The sequence below is a fragment of the Streptomyces sp. NPDC015144 genome (assembly GCF_043079735.1).
Lineage (GTDB): Bacteria > Actinomycetota > Actinomycetes > Streptomycetales > Streptomycetaceae > Streptomyces.
Genome location: NZ_JBIBUU010000001.1, coordinates 263,902 through 283,786, shown reverse-complemented (window position 1 = coordinate 283,786; position 19,885 = coordinate 263,902). Strand labels below are relative to the sequence as shown.

Sequence of the window (19,885 nt, the reverse complement as noted above, 5' to 3'; positions counted from 1 at the left end):
GCTTCCCCTTCGTGCAGTAGGTCCTCTGCTGTGCTGGGGTCTCCGTCGGCCGGTGCCTGTCAGGGCACCGGCCGGCGACTGCGAGTCATATGGACCAGATGGTCATCATCTCTTTCGTACGACGACGAAGTCCGCGAGCGCCGTGAGCTGCGCCCGCACGGTCTGCGGCATGTCGACGCGGTGCAGCGCCTCGATGGCGACCGCATGCTGCCGACGGGCCTCCTGGGCGGTCCAGTCGCGGCCGCCCGCCTCCTCGATGAGCGCCGCGCGGGCGGCGAACTCCTCTTCGGAGAAGCTGTCGAAATCGCTGCTCTTGGCGTCGGCGGCGAGCAGTTCGCCCAGCCGCTCCGACGCCGGACCGCCCGCGGCCAGCGCGGCGACGACCGGCAGCGACTTCTTGCGCTGGCGCAGGTCGCTCCAGGTCTGCTTGCCGGTCGACTCGGGGTCGCCCCAGATGCCGAGCAGGTCGTCGACGGCCTGGAAGGCGAGACCGAGGTGGTAGCCGTACGCCTCCAGGGTGTCGGCGGTGTGGTCGTCGGCGCCGCCGAGCACCGCGCCGATCGAGCAGGCGCAGGCGAGCAGGGCGCCGGTCTTGTTGCCCTCCATCTCCAGGCACTCCTCGACGGTGACCCGCTCGCGGTGCTCGTACGAGATGTCCTGGGCCTGGCCGTCGATGAGCTTGCGGCTGGCCGTGGTCAGCCGGCGGGTGGCGCGGCCCGCCTCGACGGTGCCGAGCTCCAGCAGGACCTCGCTCGCCAGGGCGAAGAGCGCGTCGCCGACCAGGATGGCCTGGGCGGGGCCGTGGACCTTCCAGACCGTGTCGCGGTGGCGGCGCTGTTCGTCGCCATCCATCAGGTCGTCGTGCAGCAACGAGAAGTTGTGCACCAGTTCGACGGCGACGGCGCCGGGGACGCCCGCCTCGGGGGCGGCACCGGCGGCCTCCGCGGACAGCAGGGCGAGGGCCGGGCGGACGGCCTTTCCGCCGTCGCCGTCCGCGGGCCGCCCGTGGGCGTCGATCCAGCCGAAGTGATAGGCGGCGACGGTGTCCATGGGCGGTGCGAGCCGGTCGACGGCGGCCCGGAGCACCGGAGCGGAAAGGGCTCGTCCACGCTCCAGAAGCGCGGTGACATCCGTGGTGTCGGCCACGGTGTCGGAAGCCGTATTCGCCGGGGTCACTGACTCTCCTCTTGTTCCGGTGGTACTGCTCATGCCGCCTCCTGCAGCGGATGTTCATGGGTGCGGCCGAGCGCCCGGAGCGCGACGTCCGCCGCGCTGGATCCGCTGCGGACGGCGCCCTCCATCGTGGCGGGCCAGCCGGTGGCCGTCCACGCCCCGGCCAGGCCGAGGCCGGGCAGCCGGGTTCGGGCGCCCGGTCGCAGCCGGCCCACGCCCGGGGTGGGGGCGAAGGTCGCCGTACGCTCCCGGGTGACGAAGAAGTCCCGGATGCCGGCCCCGCGGGCGGCGGGCAGCAGCCGCTCCAGCTCGGGCAGGTAGCGGGCGCGCAGCTCGGCGACAGGCAGGTCGATCTCGTCGCCCGCGGCGGACTGGGAGACCGCGAGGTACTGACCGGGGCCGGTGAGCCCGGAGGCGTCCGTACGGTCGAAGACCCACTGGACCGGGGAGCCGAGCGCGGTGAAGAACGGGCGGCGCAGCACCTTGCGGTCGTAGACGACGTGCACGTTGAGGATCGGCGAGGTGCCGATGGCGAGCAGCCGGTCGGGGTCGTCGAGCGCGCCCTCGGGGAGCAGGCCGTGCGCCTCGTGCTGCGGGACGGCGAGGACGACGGTGTCCGCCTCGATGTGTTCGCCGCCGATCAGCACCGTCCACCGGCCTTCCGCCGTGCGGGTGAGGCCGGTGGCCTTGGTCCGCAGTTCGGTGCGGACCCCAGCCGCGTCGAGGGCCTTGCGCGCCAGCGTGTCGTGCACCTCGCCCAGCGGTACGCGGGGCAGGCCGATGTCGGCGGCGCCGGGCTCGGAAAGGAGGCCGGTCTTGAAGACCTTCGCGGCGAGCGCCAGCGAGGATTCGGGCGCGGTGGCGTTGAGCGTGGCGACGCCGACCAGGTCCCACAGGGCCTCGACGGTGCGCGGCGACTGGCCGTGCCGCGCGAGCCAGCTGCCGAAGTCGACGGTGTCGAGGGCGGGGTCGTCCAGGTCGAGCCGGCCGAGCGCCAGCGCGGCGCGTCCGACGCTCGCCCGCTCGGCGAGCGAGAGGTGCGGGTAGCCGGCCAGCCCGGCGGCCAGGTGGAAGGGGACCGGCAGGCCGTTGCGGCGCAGCCGGCCGAGTCGGGGGCCCGAGGGGCGCCCGACGTCGAGCACGGGTACGTCCAGCCGGTCCTGGAGCGGCGCGAGGTGGGCGCCGCCGACCCGGTCGAGGAACCAGCGGTAGGCGGTGCAGCAGCGCAGATAGACGTGCTGCCCGTTGTCGATCGTCAGTTCGCCGCGCCGGAAGGAGAAGGCGAGACCGCCGAGCCGGGGCCGCCCTTCGAGCAGGGTCACGTCAAGCCCGGCGTCGGCGAGGCGCAGGGCCGCGGTGATACCGGCGAGCCCGCCGCCGACCACGACCGCGCGGGCGGTCGCCGGTGCGTCGTGCGTCATGGCTTCTCCTTCCGCCGGGTCACTTCAGTCAGGGACGCGCCGTCGCGGCACGGGGTTGATCGTCGGCACGGCCGGTTCTCCGTGATGCACATGGTGCGCGAGATGTCCTCACGGCGCATCAGACGCGCCCCCTGGCGGTGCGCCGGGAGACGTGCCGGGCGTCGAGGCCCGACAGACCGCGGACGGCGACGTACGCCTTCTCGTGTCCCGGCAGCGAGACCCGGCCGCGCAGCACGGCCGCGGGGTCGCGCTCGATCCGGTCCAGCAGCCGCCGGTAGATGCCCGCCATGGCCGCCACGCAGGCCCCGCTGCGCCGGTCCAGCATGGGCAGGAGCCGGTACCCCTCGGCGAACAGGGCGCGGGCCCGCCGCACCTCGAAGTGGACCAGCCCCGCGAAGTCGGAACCGGGCGGGGGCACGGAGCCGTGGAAGCCGGCCGAGCAGCCGAACTTGGCGAGGTCGTCGGCGGGCAGGTAGGTGCGCCCGTTGCCCGCGTCCTCGCGGACGTCGCGCAGGATGTTGGTGAGCTGGAGCGCGAGGCCGAGGGTGTCGGCGTACTCCGCGGCCCGTTCGGCGCCGGGCGCGCCGGGTTCGGTCCCGAAGACGCCCAGGCTCAGGCGGCCGATGGCGCCCGCGACGCAGCGGCAGTAGACCTTGAGGTCGTCCCAGGTCTCGTAGGTCGCTCCACGCACGTCCATCAGCACACCGTCGATGAGCTCGTCGAGCCCGCCGAGCGGCAGCGGGAAGCGGCGCGCGGCGTCGGCGAGCGCGACGGCCACCGGGTCGGTGTCGTCCTCGTCGACCGCTCCGTCGCGGATCCGGTCCAGGACCGTGCGGGTGCTCTCCAGCCGGACCCGCTTGGTCTCCGGGTCGAGCGCGCCGTCGCCGATGTCGTCGACCCGGCGGGAGAAGGCGTACAGCGCCGACATGGCCTGCCGCTTCTCGGTCGGCAGCAGCCTGATCCCGTAGGCGAAGTTACGCGCCTGCTGTCCGGTGACCGCCTCGCAGTAACTGTATGCGGCCTGTACCGGTGCCGACATGTACGTCGTCTGTCCCTCCACGGTCCGGCTCACCCCTCTCCACGCGCTTCTCGCAAGACAACTCCCACTTCGCGCAGCCGTCCGGGCTTGCTGGGCTTGGGCGGTCCGGGCAGTACGTCGAACCCGGCGGCCGTGATCGCGGCCAGGGCGGCGGTCCCGCCCGCCACGAATCCGGCGAGCAGGAGCTTGAGCCTGCCGTCGACGCTGGCCACGAGGGGGATGCCCTCGTCCAGCAGGGCGCGGGCGCGTTCGGCTTCGTACGCGATCAGTGAGCGGACCGCCGCCCCCGCCGAGGGGGCGGCGAGGTCGGCCTCGGTGACATGGAACCGCGCCATGTCGTCGGCGGGCAGGTAGATCCGGTCTCGGCCGAGGTCCTCGGCGACGTCCTGGAGGTGTTCGACGATCTGGAGTCCGGTGCAGACGGCGTCGGAGCGGCGGACGCGCTCGGGGCTGGCGGTGCCGGTGATCTGGAGGACGAGCCGGCCCACGGGGTTGGCGGACAGCTCGCAGTAGGCCAGGAGTTCCTCGTAGGTCCCGTAGCGGCGGACCTTCTGGTCCTGCCGGTTCGCCTCCAGGAGGCCGAGGAAGGGCTCCGGGGTGAGGGCGCGGCGCCGCACGGTGGGCAGCAGCCCGCGCAGCAGGGGGTGACGGGGTGCTTCGCCGGAGGTGTCGAAGACCCTGCGCAGGTCGGTCTCCAGGGCGTCGAGCATGGCGAGCCGGTCCGCGGCCGCCTCCGGATCGAGGCCGAGATGACGGGCGTCCGCGCCGCCGGGCGCCAGGTCGCCGTCGCCGATGTCGTCGACGAGGCGGGCGTAGCCGTAGACGGCCATCAGGTCGTCCCGCCAGGCCCGGGGCAGGAAGAAGGGGGCTACGGGGAAGTTCTCGTGCGCGGCCTTGTCGAGCGTGCCTGGCACCGCTTCGTCGACGTGCGTCGGGGTCACCGGTCGCCGCCCGGTGCTGGGACGGCGTGAGCACCCCGGAGCTGGAGATCTTCCGTCATTGCCGCCACATCTCCCGTTCTACACCGCTGACCCAAAACATCCCATTCCGGACACGCCGCCCGGTCGGCCGAGTGCGGAGCGCTGGTTGCGGGCCGTGCACCAGGGACGATCGCCCCACTTGCCTCGAATCAGCACCGGTACAGCTTACGTTGTACAACGCTCATCCATACGGCGGGGTGCGGGCCGCCCCGCCCCTCCGTTCGACGCCCCGCCAACCTTCTACCGGATCAAGGTATTTGGCGTCATCCGACGGGACGAGATCGGGAACGGCGCATACCGCCGGGCGTGGACACGACCGCCGGGACGGTCCCCGGGGGCGGCGCGGCCGCCGGTCCGCACAGCGCGACGGTCCCCGCCGGGATGGCCGGCGGGGACCGTCGGGAGGCCGCGGAGCGGCGGGCTACTTGCCGGTCTCGCGCTCGTACGCCTTGAGCACCTCGTCGGTCGGGCCGTCCATCAGCAGCTCGCCCTTCTCCAGCCAGAGCACCCGGTCGCAGGTGTCCCGGATGGACTTGTTGCTGTGGCTGACCAGGAAGACCGTGCCCGCCTCCTTGCGGAGTTCCCGGATGCGCTTCTCGGAGCGGATCTGGAACTTGCGGTCACCGGTCGCCAGGGCCTCGTCGATCATGAGGACGTCGTGGTTCTTCGCGGCGGCGATGGAGAACCGCAGCCGCGCGGCCATGCCGGAGGAGTACGTGCGCATCGGCAGGGTGATGAAGTCGCCCTTCTCGTTGATTCCCGAGAAGTCGACGATGCCCTGGTAGCGCTCGCGGATCTCCTCGCGGGACATGCCCATGGCGAGGCCGCCGAGCACCACGTTGCGCTCACCGGTCAGATCGCTCATCAGCGCCGCGTTGACCCCGAGCAGCGAGGGCTGGCCGTCGGTGTAGACCTTGCCCTTCTCCGTCGGCAGCAGACCGGCGATGGCCCGCAGCAGCGTCGACTTGCCGGAGCCGTTGGTGCCGATGAGGCCGATCGCCTCGCCCCGGTAGGCGGTGAAGGTGACGCCGCGCACCGCGTGGACCTTGCGCACCCCGCGGGGCTCGCCCTTGCCCCGGCGCAGTATCCGGCTCAGCGCCGCGGTGGCGCTTCCCTTGCCGCCGCCCGCGCCGTTGACCCGGTACACGATGTGCACATCGTCGGCGATGACGGTGGGGACGCGCCCCTGGGTCTTGTCGTCAGCCACGGCCGTACCGTTCCTCTGCCTTCCAGAAGTACACGAAGCCCACCAGCCCGATCAGGACCGCCCAGGCGAGCGCCACGATCCAGACGTGCGCGGGCAGGTTGCTCGAACCGTAGCCGTCGATCAGCGCGAAGCGGATCAGGTCCATGTAGATGGCCGCCGGGTTGTACTGGAGCAGGTCGGCGATCCAGGCCGGCTTGTCCTTGAGCATCACCGGGATGGAGAACATGACGCCCGAGGCGTACATCCAGGTCCGCATGACGAACGGCATGAGCTGGGCCAGGTCGGGGGTCTTGCTGCCGAGCCGGGCCATGATCAGCGCCAGACCGGTGTTGAAGACGAACTGCATGGCCAGCGCCGGGATGATCAGCAGCCAGGAGAGGCTCGGATAGCTGCCGAAGGCGACGGCCACGACCCCGAGGACGATCATCGAGAACAGCAGCTGCTGGAGCTGCTGGAGCGAGAACGAGACGGGCAGCGAGGCGCGCGGGAAGTGCAGCGCCCGGACCAGCCCCAGGTTGCCGGAGATGGCCCGCACCCCGGCCATCACGGAGCTCTGCGTGAAGGTGAAGACGAACACCCCGGTCACCAGGAACGGGATGAAGACCTCCTGGGTCATCCCCTTCCGGGTGCCCAGGATCAGCCCGAAGATCAAGTAGTAGACCAGGGCGTTGAGCAGCGGCGTGGCCACCTGCCACAGCTGGCCCAGCTTGGCCTGGCTGTACTGGGCGGTCAGCTTCGCCCGGGAGAACGCCATGATGAAGTGGCGCCGGCCCCAGAGCTGCCGGATGTACTCGAAGAGCCCCGGCCGGGCGCCGCTCACCGTCAGGCCGTACTTGGCGGCCAGCTCGGCCGGGCTCAGGCCGTCGTCGGCGGACGGCGGGGTGCCCAGGGCGACCGCACCGTCGTGGGTTGTGTCACTCACCAGATGAAACTCTCGTATTCAAGATGCGCAGCCAGTCGCGGGCGCGGCTCGGAGCGGACAGGTCCCAAAGGGAAAACGTACGTCCCATGCTCTCAGAGGGGGGTCTCTCTCAGATCACGGGCGGTCGGCCGAGGCGGGTCAGCCGCCAGACCGTGCGCCACTTCATCGGGCGCCGGGTTCCGCACGGGGTGGACCAGCCCTCCCGGAAGCCCCCGAACCACGCCTTCAGCGCGGCCCCGGAGGGCTTGCGGAGCAGGGTCAGCAGCATCCACACCCCGAGGTAGACCGGCACCAGGGGGGCGGGCAGGTTGCGGCGCGCCAGCCAGACCCGGTTGCGGGCCACCATCCGGTGGTAGACCGCGTGCCGCGAGGGGGCGGTCGTGGGGTGGCTGAGCACCATGTCCGCGCGGTAGTCGATCATCCAGCCGGCGTCCAGCGCCCGCCAGGCGAGGTCGGTCTCCTCGTGTGCGTAGAAGAACTGCCCGGGCAGCGGGCCGACCTCGGCGATGACCTTGGTGCGTACGGCGTTGGCGCCGCCGAGGAAGGTCGTCACGCGGGAGGAGCGCATCGGGTCGGACGCGCGCAGCCGCGGCACGTGGCGACGCTGGGTGACGCCGGTGTTCGGGTCGGCGATCCGGAAGCTGACGATGCCCAGCCGGGGGTCGTCCTCGAAGGCCCGGCGGCACAGCTCGGCGGTGTCGGTGCGCGGCAGCAGCCCGTCGTCGTCGAGGAAGAGCAGGGCGTCCACGTCGGCGCCGGACGGGCCGAAGGCCTCGATCCCGACGTTGCGGCCGCCGGGGATGCCCAGGTTCTCCGGCAGCTCGACGGTCCGGACGCCCGCGGGGACGTCGGGCACGGGGGCGCCGTTGCCGACGACCACCACCTCGATCCGGTCGCCCTCCTGCGCGGCGACCGAATCGAGGAGGGCGCGGAGCTCCTCCGGGCGGTTGCCCATGGTGATCACGACCGCGCCGAGTTTCATGGGCGAACTCACTTCAGCCTGCTCGACACCAGGATCGACACCAGGTGCAGCAGGGTCTGCAGCAGCGCGATGCCGGCCAGCACCGCGACCATCAGACGGCTGAAGAAGAGGTCGTCGCGGACCGCGTCGAGGACCGCCGCGACCAGGATGACCAGGGACGCCTCGACGCCGAGGATCAGCCGGTGGAACTTGAGCGCGGCGGCGGCCCGGCGGGCGAGCGCCATACCGGAGGAGCGCGGTTCCGAGGCGGCCTCCTTGACGGGCGGCAGCCCGCCCTGGTGCCGGGCGACGCCGACCAGGTCCGTCTCGGCCTTGATCAGGATGGCGCCCAGGGCCGCGAGCGTGCCCAGGAAGGCCCAGAGCCAGTCGATCCGCCCGGTGCCCCACAGATCGGCGGCGCGCAGGCCGAAACCGACCAGCACGGCCGCGTCGCACAGGTACGCGCCCACCCGGTCGAGGTAGACACCGCCCAGCGAGAACTGCTTCTTCCAGCGGGCCACCTCGCCGTCGACGCAGTCGAGCAGGAGGTAGAGCTGGACCATCAGCACGCCGAGCAGCGCGCCGGGGATGCCCGGCACGAGCAGGGCCGGCGCGGAGAGCACCCCGGCGATGGTCATCAGGTAGGTCAGCTGGTTGGGGGTGACCCGGGTGTTCACCAGGTGCCGGTCGATGCGCAGCGAGATCTCGCGCATGTAGAGCCGACCAGCCCAGTGCTCACCGCTGCGCCGGTCCTTCACGCCCGGCGGGTGCACGACCGGACGGAGTTCAGCTATCGATGGCTTTTGCATAGTCGGCGTACGCGTCCCTGATCTGGTCGGTGGAGAGGTTGAGGTGTTCCAGGATGGTGAAGCGCCCCGGGCGGGTCTGCGGGGCGTACTCGACGGCCCGGACGAACTCGTCGGCGGTGAAGCCGATCTCTTCGGGCCGGACCGGCAGGCCGTGCCGGCGCAGGGTGGCCGCCATCAGCCGCGCCTCCTCGCGGGCGCCGCGCAGATGCATGGCGAAGCAGGCGCCGAGGCCGACCTGCTCGCCGTGGCTGGCCGCACGCCGGGGGTACAGCAGGTCGAAGGCGTGGTTGATCTCGTGGCAGGCGCCCGAGGCCGGCCGGGAGTCCCCGGCGACGGACATCGATATGCCGGTCATCACCAGGCCCTCGGCGAGCACCTTGAGGAAGGCGTCGTCGCCGATCCCGCCGGGGTGGCGCAGCACGGCCTCGCCGGCCTGCCGGGCCATGGCGGCGGCCAGGCCGTCCATCTCCTCGCCGGTGATCTCGTGGGAGAGCTCCCAGTCGGCCACGCAGGAGATGTTCGAGACCGCGTCGCCGATGCCCGACCGTACGAAACGGGCGGGTGCCTGGCGGACTATGCCGAGGTCGATGACGACGGCGATCGGGGTGGGGACCCCGTAGGAGCCGCGTCCGTTGTCGTTGTCGAGCGTGGCGACGGGCGAGCACAGGCCGTCGTGGGCGAGGTTCGTCGCCACCGCGACCATGGGCAGCCCGACCCGCGCCGCCGCGTACTTCGCGACGTCGACGATCTTGCCGCCGCCGAGGCCGACCACGGCGTCGTAGCGGTTGCCCTTGATCTCGTCGGCCAGCTTGACCGCCGAGTCGAGGGTGCCGTCGGTCACCGGGTACCAGTCGGCGCCCGGCAGCGCGGGGGCCAGCCGCTCGCGCAGGGCGCGCCCCGAGCCGTCGCTGATCGCGACGGCGAGCTTGCCGGAGGCGGAGATCCGCTGGTCGGCGAGGAGGCCGGCCAGATCGTCCAGGGCGCCGCGACGGATGTCGACGACGACCGGGGACGGAATGAGCCGGGTCAGTACTGGCACGCGATGCCACGGCCCTTCGCGAGGTCGTCGTGGTTGTCGATCTCCACCCACGCGATGTCGCCGATGGGGGCGACGTCGAGGGTGAAGCCCCGGTTCACCAGCTCCTGGTACCCGTCCTCGTAGTAGAGGTCGGGGTCGCGCTCGAAGGTCGTCCTCAGGGCGTCGGCCAGCTCTGCGGCGGCCTCGGGCTCGATGAGGGTGACGCCGATGTACTCACCGGTCGCGGCGGCGGGGTCCATCAGCTTGGTGATGTGCCGCACGCCCTTGCCGTCCTCGGTGACGACCTTCATCTCCTCGTCGGCGAGCTGCTTGACCGTGTCGAGGGCGAGGATGATCCGGCGGCCCTCGCCACGGGCGGCGAGCAGGGTCTTCTCGACGGAGACCGGGTGGACGGTGTCGCCGTTGGCCAGGATGACGCCGCGGGCCAGGACCTCGCGGGCGCACCACAGGGAGTAGGCGTTGTTCCACTCCTCGGCCTTGTCGTTGTCGATCAGGGTGAGGCGGACGCCGTAGGTGGCCTCCAGCTCGGCCTTGCGGGCGTACACGGCCTCCTTGCGGTAGCCGACGACGACGGCGACCTCGGTGAGGCCGATCTCCGCGAAGTTGGCCAGCGTGAGGTCCAGGACGGTCTTCTCACCGTCGACAGGCACGAGGGCCTTCGGGAGCGTGTCGGTGTAGGGGCGCAGACGCCGTCCTGCACCGGCTGCCAGTACGAGGCCGATCATGCGGGTTCTCCTTCGTCGTGAACGGCGGGTGCTCCGGAGGACACCCAGAAGCGGATGGACTCCACGAGCACCACCAGGGCCACCGCCACGGCGAACACGGTGAGTGCCGTGGCGAACGCCGAATGCCGGGTGAACACGGCGGCGAGTACGGCCACCACCAGGACGCGGCCCTCGTGCCCACCGATCGTGCGGACCAGCCACTGGGGCGGTGCGCCGGTGCCACCGCGGATGCGGTAGACGGTGTCGTAGTGATGGTAGGCGACGGCCGAGACCAGGCCGAAGGCCGCCGGGAGCGCGCCCGGCACGTCACTGCGGGCCGCGAGGACCAGCACCGTGCCGTACTCGGCGGCCCGGAACGCCGGGGGCACCAGCCAGTCGAGGGCGCCCTTGAGGGGGCGGGAGACGGCCATTCCGGAGAAGAGCGCGTAGACCACCGCGGCCAGGATGGTGTGCCAGCTGCCGAAGGGCTGGGTGAGCGCGGAGGCGACCATCAGGACCCCGGCGAGCAGGGCCGTGACCGGGGCGCTCCAGCTTCCGCCGAGCTTGGGTCCGACCGCGGCGACGGCCTCGGCCAGCGGGCCGGAGTCCGCGAGGTCGGCGAGGGCCCGGGCGGCGCGGTCGGTGCGCCGCGCCTTGCGGGTCACCGAGCGCAGCAGGCGGCCGGCGGTGGTGTAGCAGGCGGCGAATCCGCAGCCGATCAGCAGGGCGTAGAAGACGATCCGGGGCGTGGTGACGGCGGTGAGGACCGCGATCATCGCCCAGCGCTCACCGATCGGGAGCACGATCATCCGGCGCAGCCAGACCGTCCAGCCGACGCTGTCGAGCCGGGTGGAGAGGGCGGCCGTGGGACTCGAGTTGGCCACCGCGTCGTGGTTGGCCTCGTTGAACGAGAAGTCGATCACGTGCCGGCAGGCCTGGAGCACCATCGCGCCGAGGGCGAGCGCCCAGACGTCGTCGCCGCCGCGGGCGGCGCCGAGCGCGAGGCCCGCGTAGTAGGCGTACTCCTTGGCGCGGTCGAAGGTCGCGTCCAGCCAGGCGCCCATCGTGGAGTACTGGAGCGAGTAGCGGGCGAGCTGTCCGTCGGTGCAGTCGAGCACGAAGGAGAGGAGCAGCAGCACGCCGGCGGCGACGTAGCCGCCGCGGGTGCCGGTGGCGGCGCTGCCGGCCGCTATGAGCGCGGTCAGCAGGGACGCGGTGGTGACCTGGTTGGGGGTGAGGCCCCGGCGGGCGCACCAGCGGGCGATGTAGCGGGAGTACGGGCTGATGAAGAACGTGGTGAAGAAGCCGTCGTGGGCCTTCACCGCGCTGCGCAGCCGTACCGCCTCGTCGTCGACCGCGTCGCGGGCGGCCCGCGCCGTCTCGCGGGCGGGGCCGTCGGCCGGTACGGCGGCGACCAGCGAGCCGAGCTCGGGGCGCTGGACCGCGGTGCCCCCGGCGTCCATGGTCAGGGCGATCCGGCCGGGGACGGTGCGGTCGGTGACCGGTACGTCGGCGGGGCCGGTGGGCAGGCCCGCGCCGACGGCCTCGGCCGTGGTGTCCAGAGCGCGGGCGAGCGCGGGGCGCGCCTCGGGCTGCGCGGTGAGCGCGCCGGGCACCGTGGCGGCGGGGAAGCGGGGGTCGGTCAGCCCGAGCCGGAGGGCGTGGACATGGCCGACGAAGCGGGGGTCCACCAGTGCGACGCGGCGGTCGGCGGGGACGGCCGAGAGCAGCCGGGCGGCCTCGGTCACGTCGGCGGCGATCTGTACGTCGAAGCCGAGTGACCGCAGATCGTCCGTGAGCGACGACCCGGGTACCGGTGCACCGGTGAGGATGGCGGTCGACAGACGAACTCACTCCTTGGTGCTGACGGGGTCGGCGCGCGACAGTGCGGCCCGATGCGGGCCGGCGGCACGTCGGCAGAGGCTATCGGATCAACGGAAGCGCGAGTTCACCGACCGTTCGTGCCCCGTTCGGGGCGGACCGGCGTCCTGCGACACCGTCCGCGATCATCATCGTCGATCGTCCGCCCGGCTGACAAAACGCGGCCGCCCCGCTCTGTTCGCCCGCACCGCGCCAAGTCTCTGACCTGCAGGCATTTCCGCAGGTCAGAGACGTTGACAACGGTGTTCAGTACCGTGTTGCCGCATACCCCCCACCCGTAGTTCACTGGGCCTGCCGGGCCGATCGCGTCCGGGGTTCCGAGACGACCGGGAGGCGTCCCCATGGGGGCAGGGCACGACCACGGACACACACACGGCGGGCCGCCGCCCACCGGCACGGCGGCGGCCGCCCACCGGGGGCGGCTGCGGATCGCGCTCGGCATCACACTCACCGTGATGACCGTGGAGATCGTCGGCGGCCTGGTCGCCAACTCCCTCGCGCTGATCGCCGACGCGGCCCACATGGCGACCGACGCCCTTGGGCTGGGCATGGCGCTGCTGGCGATCCACTTCGCCAACCGGCCGGCCGGGCCGAACCGCACCTTCGGCTACGCCCGTGCCGAGATCCTCGCGGCGCTGGCGAACTGCCTGCTGCTGCTCGGGGTGGGCGGCTTCCTGCTGGTCGAGGCCGTCGACCGGTTCATCACCCCGGCGGAGACCAGGGGCGGGGTGGCCATCGCCGTCGCCGCGGTCGGCATGGTCGCCAACATCGTCTCCCTGTCGCTGCTGATGCGCGGGCAGAAGGAGAGCCTCAATGTGCGCGGCGCCTATCTGGAGGTGCTGGCGGACACGCTGGGCTCGGTCGCGGTGCTGGTTTCGGCGGGGATCATCCTGCTCACCGGCTGGCAGGCCGCCGACCCGATCGCCTCGCTGCTCATCGGCCTGATGATCGTCCCGCGTACCGTGAAGCTGCTCCGGGAGACGCTCAACGTACTGCTGGAGTCGGCGCCCAAGGGCGTCGACATGGCGGAGGTCCGGGCCCACATCGTCGCCCTGCCCGGTGTGCTGGACGTCCACGACCTGCACGCCTGGACGATCACCTCGGGCATGCCGGTGCTCTCCGCCCATGTGGTGGTGCGCCAGGACGTGCTGGACTCCATCGGCCACGAGAAGCTCCTCCACGACCTCCAGGGCTGTCTCGGCACCCACTTCGACGTGGAGCACTGCACCTTCCAGCTGGAGCCGGTCGGCCACGCCGAGCACGAGTCCCGGCTCTGTCACTGACCCCCGTGCGGCGGGCCGTGTAGTCTCGTCGCAGAGACGTTCGACCTCTGGTGCGCCGATTCCCGGCGCGCGGGACGAACGGAACGGGAGAGGGGTCGAGGCGGATGACGGTTGTGAAGGCGCCCACCCGGCGCGGCCTCCGGTCCCTCCCCGTCTCCCGGGTTCTCGGCTGACGTTCCCGCCCCTCGGCGGGCCACCCGTCGGCCGGACCCCTTCCCGTCCAAGGGTTTCCACGTTGACCGACAACGAGAACGACCACACCACTCCTTCCGCGCCTTCCCCGGCCGGCCCTCACTGGCCGACCCGTCCGGAGACGCCCGCCGACGCGGCGGCCGTACGCGCGGTCAACACCGCCGCCTTCCCGACACCCCACGAGGCGGCGCTCGTCGACGCGCTGCGCACCGACCCGGCGGCCTGGCTGCCCGGTCTCTCCATGGTCGCGACGGACGGCCCGGGCGGCGCCGTCGTGGCGTACGCCCTGCTGACCCGGTGCCGGGTCGGCGCGGCACCGGCGCTCGCGCTGGCCCCGGTGGCCACGGCCCCGGAGTACCAGCGGCGGGGCGCCGGGCAGGCCGTCGTACGGGCGGTGCTCGACGCGGCCCGGCTGCGGGGCGAACCGCTCGTCCTGGTGCTCGGCCACCCCGAGTACTACCCGATGTTCGGTTTCGTGCCGGCGTCGCGGTACGGGATCCGGCCGGGCTTCGAGGTCCCGGACGAGGCGATGATGGCGCTGGTGCTCGACGCGTCCGCGCCGGTCCCCGGGGGCACGATCGTCTACCCGGCCGCCTTCGGCGTCTGACCCGGTCCGCCGGACGCGCCCGAGGCGTGTCCGGCGGACGTGCCCCAGGTACGGACAAGCCCCTTTTGTACGGCAGACTTGGCCGGACTCGACGGGACCGGCGCACCGGGCCGGGACCATAGCGAAGGATGGGTATGCCGACCACACCAGCCACCGCGGCGCACAGCTCGTCGAACGGCGCAGCAGAAGAGATCATGCTCGAACTGGTCGACGAGAACGGCACCACCATCGGTACGGCGGAGAAGCTCGCCGCCCACCAGGCGCCGGGACAGCTGCACCGTGCCTTCTCCGTCTTCCTCTTCGACGAGCAGGGCAGACTGCTGCTCCAGCGCCGCGCGCTCGGCAAGTACCACTCCCCCGGTGTCTGGTCGAACACCTGCTGCGGCCACCCCTACCCGGGCGAGGCGCCGTTCACCGCCGCCGCCCGGCGCACCCATGAGGAGCTGGGGATCTCCCCCTCCCTGCTGGCCGAGGCGGGCACGGTCCGCTACAACCACCCCGACCCGGCCTCCGGCCTGGTGGAGCAGGAGTTCAACCACCTCTTCGTCGGAATGGCGCAGGACCGGCCGGAGCCCGATCCGGAGGAGGTCGGCGAGGTCGCCTTCGTGACGGCGGCGGAGCTCGTCGAGCGGCACGCCGAGGCGCCGTTCTCGGCGTGGTTCATGACGGTGCTGGACGCCGCGCGTCCGGCGATCAGGGAGCTGACCGGGCCGTCCGCCGGCTGGTGACGTCCCGCCCGGCCGCGCCCGGCCCGGTCGGGCGGGGCGCGGCCGGGGTTCAGGGCCGGGGGGTCAGCGGCAGGGCCGCCCAGATGATCTTCCCGCCGCCCGCGGTGTGCTCCACGTCGCAGGCGCCGCCCGCCTCCCGGGTGATCTCCCGGACCAGCAGCAGGCCGCGCCCGCCGGTCTGTCCGTGGTCCGTCTCCAGGGCCGTCGGCCGGTAGGGATGGTTGTCCTCGACGGACACCCGGATCCATGTCTCGTCGACGGCCACCTCGACGGCGAGCTCCGGCGAGAGCAGCGCGGCGTGCTTCACCGCGTTGGTGACGAGTTCGGAGACGATGACCAGCAGCCCTCCGACCACGTCCTCGTCCAGCGGAACACCCTGGCGTGCGATCAGGTCGCGCACCGCGTGCCGGGCCTGCGGTACGGAGACGTCCACGGCCGGGGCGGTGAACCGCCAGACTCCCTCGTACGACACGGGCCGGGCGGGGACACTCCCGCGGCTCTCCATAGTCCGGTACCCGCTCTCCACTCGATGGTGACTGCACGTCGGGTACAGAGTGCTGGGCGTATCCGGTACGGACAGGGTCACTGAACTGAATTCGACTCCTATCGACGTGTTCTGACCGGACTGGGCGCCGGCGGCTCAGCCTTCGGACCGGTTGTGCCCGTCCTTGCCGGGTGACTCGGGGAAGCCTCCGGTCACCCTCTGTTGCTCCGAGACCAGCGAGACGACCCGGCGGCCGCCGATCCCGGTCGCGATCAGGCCGAGCCCGTCGAAGAGCAGCGCCAGCGAGAAGAAGAGGCCGAGGACGTAGCGGCTGCTGTGCGGCCAGTCGAAGAGCACCAGCAGACCCAGCAGCAGGCCGAAGGCGCCCTGCAGCAGCGTCCAGCCGAACTGGGGGCCGCGCACCACGACGCTGCCCACCAGGCGGAACACCCCGCCGGTGAGGAAGAGCAGCGCGGCGAACATGGTCAGTGCCTCCGCACTGCCCTGCGGATGGCGGATGACGACGACTCCGGCGGCGATGTTCAGCGCGGCCACCACGACACCCAGCCAGAAGTAGTCGGTGCCCCGCGAGTCGATGGCGTGCAGCAGTCCGACGATCCCGCCGAGCAGCAGCAGCCAGCCGAACAGGAGCATCGACGTCAGCGTCGCGACGCCGGTGTAGACGAGGCCGACCAGTCCGGCCACGACGAGAAGGGTGCCGAGCAGGGCGAGCCAGCCGAAACTGCGGCTCAGCCTCCTGCCCTCGGCTGCGGGATCGGCCATGGGAAGCTCCTCACGGTACGTGCCGGATCGGCGACCCCTTCCTGATCGTAGGTTCGAACGCGCCGGATAGCATCCGGCCCATGGAGCGCACCGAACCCGGGCTGGAGCACGCCGTCGCGGACGGCGTCGCCACCGTCGTCATCCGCAACCCCGCCAAACGCAACGCGATGACCCTCGCGATGTGGTCCGCGCTGCCCGTTCTGCTGGAGCGGCTGGCGAAGGACGAGGCGGTCAGGGTGCTGGTGCTCACCGGTGCCGGGGACACCTTCTGCGCCGGTGCGGACATCGCCTCGCTGCGCGAGCCGGGGAGCGACCCGCAGGGGCTCGCGGTGGCGGCCGAGGAGGCGCTGGCCGCGTTCCCCCGGCCGACGCTCGCGGCGATCCGGGGCTACTGCGTGGGCGGCGGCAGTCAGCTCGCGGCCGCCTGCGATCTGCGGTTCGCCGAGGAGGGCGCGTCCTTCGGCGTCACCCCGGCCAAGCTCGGCGTCGTGTACGCCGCGTCGTCGACCCGTCGGCTGGTGGCACTGACCGGTCCGGCCACCGCGAAGCACCTGCTCTTCTCCGGTGAGCTGATCGACAGCGCGCGGGCGCTGCGGACCGGCCTGGTCGACGAGGTGCTGCCGGCCGGCGGGCTGGACGGCCGGGTCGCCGCCTACGTACGGACCCTGGTGGCCCGCTCGGGGCTGACGCAGGCGGCGGCGAAGGAGTTCGCCGACGGCCGGGAGGGGCGGGAGGCGTACTGGGCGGAGCAGGCCCGCCGCAGCGGCGACACCGCCGAGGGGGCCGCCGCCTTCCTGGAGCGGCGCGCGCCGCGCTTCGCCTGGACGGGCGGGGCCTGACGCCGTCCGGGTGTACGCCGCCGGAACGTGTTACCGCAGGAGGCGGTGGCGTCCGGCGCGGAAGCGTTCGACCATGGCCGCCGGTGCCTTCTCCGGCGAGCCCGCGTCGTAGGGCGGTTGCGGGTCGTACTCGGTCAGCAGCTGGACGGCGCGGGCGTGGTCCTCGCCCGCGATCCGGCCCGCCAGGGTGAGCCCCATGTCGATGCCGGCCGAGACGCCCGCCGCCGTGACGTACTTGCCGTCGACGACGACGCGCTCCCCGGTCGGTTCGGCGCCGAGCTCCGCCAGCACGTCCAGCTGGAGCCAGTGCGAGGTGGCCCGCCGCCCGGTCAGCAGCCCGGCGGCGGCGAGCAGGAGCGAGCCGGTGCACACGGAGGTGGTCCAGGTGCTGGTGGCGTCGGCGGTGCGCAGCCAGCCGAGCAGCTCGGGGTCGGCCATCAGGTCGCGCTGCCCGGGCCCGCCGGGCACGACCAGCACATCGGGCGCGGTCACGTCGGCGAAGGTCCGCTCGGCGAGGAGGGAGAGGCCGCCGGTGTCGTTGCGTACGGGACCGGTTCGCCCGGCGACGAACACGGTCTCGGCGCCGGGGAGGCGGGCGAGCATCTCGTGGGGGCCGACGGCGTCGAGTGCGGTGAAGCGGTCGAAGAGGACGACGGCGATCTGCATGGGCTGGTCCTTCGGGGTCAGTGGGTGTCGGGTCGGGTCCGGAAGTTCCGGCGGTATGCGGTGGGGGTGGTGGCCAGCACCTTCACGAAGGCGCGGCGCATCGCCTCGGGGGTGCCGTATCCGCAGGCGCGCGCGATGCCTTCGACGCCGTCGGTGGTGTCCGTCAGCAGTCGGCGGGCCTGTTCGAGGCGCACCCGGTCCACGTAGCGGCCCGGGGTGAGGCCCGTCTCGTCCCGGAAGGCGCGGGCGAAGTGCCGGGGCGAGAGCCGGGCACGGGCGGCGAGTGCCTCGACGCGGAGGTCGGCGGCCGGGTTCTCGGTGATCCAGTGCTGGACCTCGCGCAGCGGTTCGCGCCGGGCGGTCTGGACGGCGAGCTGGGCGCTGAACTGGGCCTGGTTGCCGGGTCGGCGCAGGAAGACCACCAGGTGACGGGCGATGTCGTGGGCGATCCGCCGGCCGTGGTCCTCCTCGACGAGCGCCAGGGCCAGGTCGATGCCGGCCGTGACGCCCGCGGAGGTGGCCAGTCTGCCGTCGCGGACGAAGATGGGGTCCGGGTCGACCTCGACGGCGGGGTGGTGGCGGGCGAGGTGGCCGCAGACCGTCCAGTGGGTGGTCACCCGGTGGCCGTCCAGCAGTCCGGCGGCGGCGAGCAGCAGAGCCCCGGTGCAGACGGAGACGAGCCGTTCGGCGCGCGGGGCGTGCTCCCGCAGCCAGTCGACGAGCGCCGGATCCGGGGTGCGGGTGCCCTCGCCGCCGGGGACGAGCAGGGTGTGGGGCGTGCCGGTGGCGGTCAGGGCGGTGTCCGGGACGAGGAGGAGCCCGCTGCTGGTGCGGACGGGGGCGCCGTCGAGCGTGGCGGTGCTCAGGGCGTACCCGGCGCCCGGGAAGCGGGAGGCTCCGGCGAAGACCTCCACCGGCCCGGTGACGTCGAGGCTCTGGACCCCTTCGTAGAGCACGACGAGTACGGATCGCTGCGTCATGGCCGCAATCCTGGCGGGCCCCGGTGAGGGCGGCAACGACGAGGAACCCACCTTTCCTGCCATGGGCCACGGGCCGGTCCGGGGTCGGCGGAAGCGGGCCGCCGCACGGGGTATCGGGCGTACCGACCAGTCGGTAGTGTGCCGCCATGAGCACTCTGCCGCCGCGCGCCGGACGCCGCTGCCACAACGCCCTCAACACGCTGCACTCGACGGTCTACTTCTCACCGGATCTCGCCGAGCAGTACGCCGCGCTCGGCGTCGACGACTGGAGCGGCGCCTACTTCGCCTCGCGCGCGGCGGCGATGGGTGCCGTCGGTCCGGGCCCGGTCACCGCGGCCTTCTACAACTTCGACCACCGGCTCATCGCCCGTTACCTGCCCGCCGTGTGGTCCACCGTCTCGCCCGGGGAGGCCCTGGCCGCCCGGCTGCGCGCCGCCGACGCCACCCTGCGCCGGCTGCTGGGCGAGGCGGCGGTCGCCTCCCCGGAGATGGCCGAGGCGGCGAAGCTCGCGCTGCGCGCGACCGAGGCCTGCACCCGCCACTCCCGTCCGCTCTACGCCGCCCATGCCGACCTCCCGGTGCCCGAGGAGCCGCATCTGGCGTTCTGGCACGCCGCGACACTGCTGCGCGAGCACCGCGGCGACGGCCACATGGCGGCGCTGCTGACCGCCGGCCTCGACCCCCTGGAGTCGGTGGTCAGCCACACCGCGACCGGCCGGGGGATGTCCCCGCGCTGGGTGATGACCACCCGGGGCTGGGTGGACGCCGACCTGGACGCGGCGCGGGAGCGGCTGCGCCTGCGCGGGGTGCTGGACGCGGACGGTGAGCTGACCGAGGCGGGCACGGCGCTCCGCGCGGAGCTGGAGGAGACCACGGACCGGATGGACGCGGCGCCGTACGAGCATCTGGGCGCGGCGGGGGTGGAGCGGCTGACGGAGCTGGGGCGCGGTTTCCTGGCCGCGGCGGCCTCGGCGGGCGCCTTCCCCGATGATCTGATCGGCAGGGGCTGAGCCGCCGTCCGGCCGACAACCGGGGGTGGCCGGGCGACACGGCGCCCGGCCACCCGGCACAATGCAGGGCTGGAGCACGTCCGGCCCTGAGCCGCCGGACGCGCGCCCAGGGGATGTCCGATCGATGAGTGCGCGACGCCGCAGGCATGTGTCGGACACCCCCTGGGGGCAGTGCCC

Annotated in this window: 20 protein-coding genes; 5 read left to right on the top strand and 15 right to left on the bottom strand. The window is 72.7% G+C overall.

Features of this window, described 5'->3' with window-relative positions; genetic code table 11:
• Nucleotides 1-105 precede the first annotated feature (105 nt).
• The 11 genes from ACF08W_RS01195 to ACF08W_RS01145 all read right to left on the bottom strand — a co-directional run bounded on the left by ACF08W_RS01195 (nucleotide 106) and on the right by ACF08W_RS01145 (nucleotide 12,042).
• Nucleotides 106-1,209, bottom strand: coding sequence for a polyprenyl synthetase family protein (locus tag ACF08W_RS01195; protein WP_352274686.1), 1,104 nt, complete (start codon nucleotides 1,207-1,209; stop codon nucleotides 106-108).
• Nucleotides 1,206-2,594: a hydroxysqualene dehydroxylase HpnE gene (gene hpnE / locus ACF08W_RS01190; RefSeq protein ID WP_392277983.1), complete on the bottom strand. Its 1,389-nt coding sequence runs from the start codon at nucleotides 2,592-2,594 to the stop codon at nucleotides 1,206-1,208. Before hpnE ends, ACF08W_RS01195 begins: the two co-directional genes overlap by 4 nt.
• A 118-nt stretch (nucleotides 2,595-2,712) precedes the next feature.
• On the bottom strand, nucleotides 2,713-3,633 hold the full coding sequence (hpnD, locus tag ACF08W_RS01185; protein ID WP_392277982.1) for a presqualene diphosphate synthase HpnD: 921 nt from the start codon (nucleotides 3,631-3,633) through the stop codon (nucleotides 2,713-2,715).
• A gap of 29 nt (nucleotides 3,634-3,662) precedes the next feature.
• Nucleotides 3,663-4,574 carry a squalene synthase HpnC gene (gene hpnC / locus ACF08W_RS01180; RefSeq protein WP_392277981.1) on the bottom strand — a complete coding sequence of 304 codons (912 nt, stop codon included), beginning with the start codon at nucleotides 4,572-4,574 and terminating at the stop codon, nucleotides 3,663-3,665.
• A 460-nt stretch (nucleotides 4,575-5,034) separates the two neighbouring features.
• The gene (locus ACF08W_RS01175; protein WP_352274690.1) at nucleotides 5,035-5,820 is read right to left on the bottom strand and encodes an ABC transporter ATP-binding protein; all 786 of its coding nucleotides are present in this window, start codon (nucleotides 5,818-5,820) and stop codon (nucleotides 5,035-5,037) included.
• A complete protein-coding gene (locus ACF08W_RS01170; RefSeq protein ID WP_385209084.1) occupies nucleotides 5,813-6,742 on the bottom strand; it encodes an ABC transporter permease in 930 nt (309 codons plus the stop codon). Before ACF08W_RS01170 ends, ACF08W_RS01175 begins: the two co-directional genes overlap by 8 nt.
• 109 nt (nucleotides 6,743-6,851) lie before the next feature.
• A complete protein-coding gene (locus tag ACF08W_RS01165; RefSeq protein WP_392277980.1) occupies nucleotides 6,852-7,724 on the bottom strand; it encodes a glycosyltransferase family 2 protein in 873 nt (290 codons plus the stop codon).
• An 8-nt stretch (nucleotides 7,725-7,732) separates the two neighbouring features.
• Nucleotides 7,733-8,512: a CDP-alcohol phosphatidyltransferase family protein gene (locus ACF08W_RS01160; protein ID WP_366299378.1), complete on the bottom strand. Its 780-nt coding sequence runs from the start codon at nucleotides 8,510-8,512 to the stop codon at nucleotides 7,733-7,735.
• Nucleotides 8,490-9,551, bottom strand: coding sequence for an iron-containing alcohol dehydrogenase family protein (locus tag ACF08W_RS01155; protein ID WP_352274694.1), 1,062 nt, complete (start codon nucleotides 9,549-9,551; stop codon nucleotides 8,490-8,492). The genes ACF08W_RS01160 and ACF08W_RS01155 overlap by 23 nt, the downstream gene beginning before the upstream one ends.
• Complete coding sequence (locus tag ACF08W_RS01150; protein ID WP_385209079.1) at nucleotides 9,539-10,276, bottom strand: sugar phosphate nucleotidyltransferase; 738 nt, start codon at nucleotides 10,274-10,276, stop codon at nucleotides 9,539-9,541. Before ACF08W_RS01150 ends, ACF08W_RS01155 begins: the two co-directional genes overlap by 13 nt.
• Entirely contained in the window at nucleotides 10,273-12,042 is a 1,770-nt protein-coding gene (locus ACF08W_RS01145; RefSeq protein ID WP_385209605.1) for a DUF5941 domain-containing protein, read from the bottom strand. The genes ACF08W_RS01150 and ACF08W_RS01145 overlap by 4 nt, the downstream gene beginning before the upstream one ends.
• Nucleotides 12,043-12,477: 435 nt before the next feature.
• Here ACF08W_RS01145 and ACF08W_RS01140 point away from each other — a divergent pair, with 435 nt between their 5' ends.
• The 3 genes from ACF08W_RS01140 (at nucleotide 12,478) to idi (ending at nucleotide 14,946) form a co-directional block, all read left to right on the top strand.
• A complete protein-coding gene (locus tag ACF08W_RS01140; protein WP_385209076.1) occupies nucleotides 12,478-13,419 on the top strand; it encodes a cation diffusion facilitator family transporter in 942 nt (313 codons plus the stop codon).
• 235 nt (nucleotides 13,420-13,654) lie between these two features.
• The gene (locus ACF08W_RS01135) at nucleotides 13,655-14,218 is read left to right on the top strand and encodes a GNAT family N-acetyltransferase (protein WP_392277979.1); all 564 of its coding nucleotides are present in this window, start codon (nucleotides 13,655-13,657) and stop codon (nucleotides 14,216-14,218) included.
• Nucleotides 14,219-14,352: 134 nt separating this feature from the next.
• Nucleotides 14,353-14,946, top strand: a complete 594-nt coding sequence (gene idi, locus ACF08W_RS01130; protein ID WP_352274698.1) for an isopentenyl-diphosphate Delta-isomerase — start codon at nucleotides 14,353-14,355, stop codon at nucleotides 14,944-14,946.
• Nucleotides 14,947-14,995: 49 nt separating this feature from the next.
• Here the strand turns inward: idi and ACF08W_RS01125 are convergent, their stop codons facing one another.
• Both ACF08W_RS01125 and ACF08W_RS01120 read right to left on the bottom strand, forming a co-directional pair.
• The gene (locus ACF08W_RS01125) at nucleotides 14,996-15,451 is read right to left on the bottom strand and encodes an ATP-binding protein (RefSeq protein ID WP_392277978.1); all 456 of its coding nucleotides are present in this window, start codon (nucleotides 15,449-15,451) and stop codon (nucleotides 14,996-14,998) included.
• 135 nt (nucleotides 15,452-15,586) lie between these two features.
• Entirely contained in the window at nucleotides 15,587-16,213 is a 627-nt protein-coding gene (locus ACF08W_RS01120) for an HdeD family acid-resistance protein (protein ID WP_385209069.1), read from the bottom strand.
• Nucleotides 16,214-16,293: 80 nt separating this feature from the next.
• Between ACF08W_RS01120 and ACF08W_RS01115 the strand changes: the two genes are divergently transcribed.
• A complete protein-coding gene (locus ACF08W_RS01115; RefSeq protein ID WP_392277977.1) occupies nucleotides 16,294-17,052 on the top strand; it encodes an enoyl-CoA hydratase/isomerase family protein in 759 nt (252 codons plus the stop codon).
• Nucleotides 17,053-17,082: 30 nt separating this feature from the next.
• On the opposite strand, the gene ACF08W_RS01110 is transcribed toward ACF08W_RS01115, so the two are convergent.
• Both ACF08W_RS01110 and ACF08W_RS01105 read right to left on the bottom strand, forming a co-directional pair.
• Complete coding sequence (locus tag ACF08W_RS01110; protein ID WP_352274702.1) at nucleotides 17,083-17,718, bottom strand: DJ-1/PfpI family protein; 636 nt, start codon at nucleotides 17,716-17,718, stop codon at nucleotides 17,083-17,085.
• A gap of 17 nt (nucleotides 17,719-17,735) precedes the next feature.
• Nucleotides 17,736-18,698, bottom strand: a complete 963-nt coding sequence (locus tag ACF08W_RS01105) for a GlxA family transcriptional regulator (RefSeq protein WP_392277976.1) — start codon at nucleotides 18,696-18,698, stop codon at nucleotides 17,736-17,738.
• A gap of 146 nt (nucleotides 18,699-18,844) precedes the next feature.
• Here ACF08W_RS01105 and ACF08W_RS01100 point away from each other — a divergent pair, with 146 nt between their 5' ends.
• Nucleotides 18,845-19,708, top strand: a complete 864-nt coding sequence (locus ACF08W_RS01100) for a hypothetical protein (RefSeq protein ID WP_385209059.1) — start codon at nucleotides 18,845-18,847, stop codon at nucleotides 19,706-19,708.
• Nucleotides 19,709-19,885: the final 177 nt, after the last annotated feature.

What these genes read in the sequence shown, in the direction of transcription:
- ACF08W_RS01195 (WP_352274686.1), bottom strand. Translation starts at nt 1,209, where the DNA reads ATGAGCAGTACCACCGGAACAAGAGGAGAGTCAGTGACCCCGGCGAAT.
- hpnE (WP_392277983.1), bottom strand. Translation starts at nt 2,594, where the DNA reads ATGACGCACGACGCACCGGCGACCGCCCGCGCGGTCGTGGTCGGCGGC.
- hpnD (WP_392277982.1), bottom strand. Translation starts at nt 3,633, where the DNA reads ATGTCGGCACCGGTACAGGCCGCATACAGTTACTGCGAGGCGGTCACC.
- ACF08W_RS01165 (WP_392277980.1), bottom strand. Translation starts at nt 7,724, where the DNA reads ATGAAACTCGGCGCGGTCGTGATCACCATGGGCAACCGCCCGGAGGAG.
- ACF08W_RS01160 (WP_366299378.1), bottom strand. Translation starts at nt 8,512, where the DNA reads ATGCAAAAGCCATCGATAGCTGAACTCCGTCCGGTCGTGCACCCGCCG.
- ACF08W_RS01150 (WP_385209079.1), bottom strand. Translation starts at nt 10,276, where the DNA reads ATGATCGGCCTCGTACTGGCAGCCGGTGCAGGACGGCGTCTGCGCCCC.
- ACF08W_RS01140 (WP_385209076.1), top strand. Translation starts at nt 12,478, where the DNA reads ATGGGGGCAGGGCACGACCACGGACACACACACGGCGGGCCGCCGCCC.
- idi (WP_352274698.1), top strand. Translation starts at nt 14,353, where the DNA reads ATGCCGACCACACCAGCCACCGCGGCGCACAGCTCGTCGAACGGCGCA.
- ACF08W_RS01125 (WP_392277978.1), bottom strand. Translation starts at nt 15,451, where the DNA reads ATGGAGAGCCGCGGGAGTGTCCCCGCCCGGCCCGTGTCGTACGAGGGA.
- ACF08W_RS01120 (WP_385209069.1), bottom strand. Translation starts at nt 16,213, where the DNA reads ATGGCCGATCCCGCAGCCGAGGGCAGGAGGCTGAGCCGCAGTTTCGGC.
- ACF08W_RS01115 (WP_392277977.1), top strand. Translation starts at nt 16,294, where the DNA reads ATGGAGCGCACCGAACCCGGGCTGGAGCACGCCGTCGCGGACGGCGTC.
- ACF08W_RS01110 (WP_352274702.1), bottom strand. Translation starts at nt 17,718, where the DNA reads ATGCAGATCGCCGTCGTCCTCTTCGACCGCTTCACCGCACTCGACGCC.
- ACF08W_RS01105 (WP_392277976.1), bottom strand. Translation starts at nt 18,698, where the DNA reads ATGACGCAGCGATCCGTACTCGTCGTGCTCTACGAAGGGGTCCAGAGC.
- ACF08W_RS01100 (WP_385209059.1), top strand. Translation starts at nt 18,845, where the DNA reads ATGAGCACTCTGCCGCCGCGCGCCGGACGCCGCTGCCACAACGCCCTC.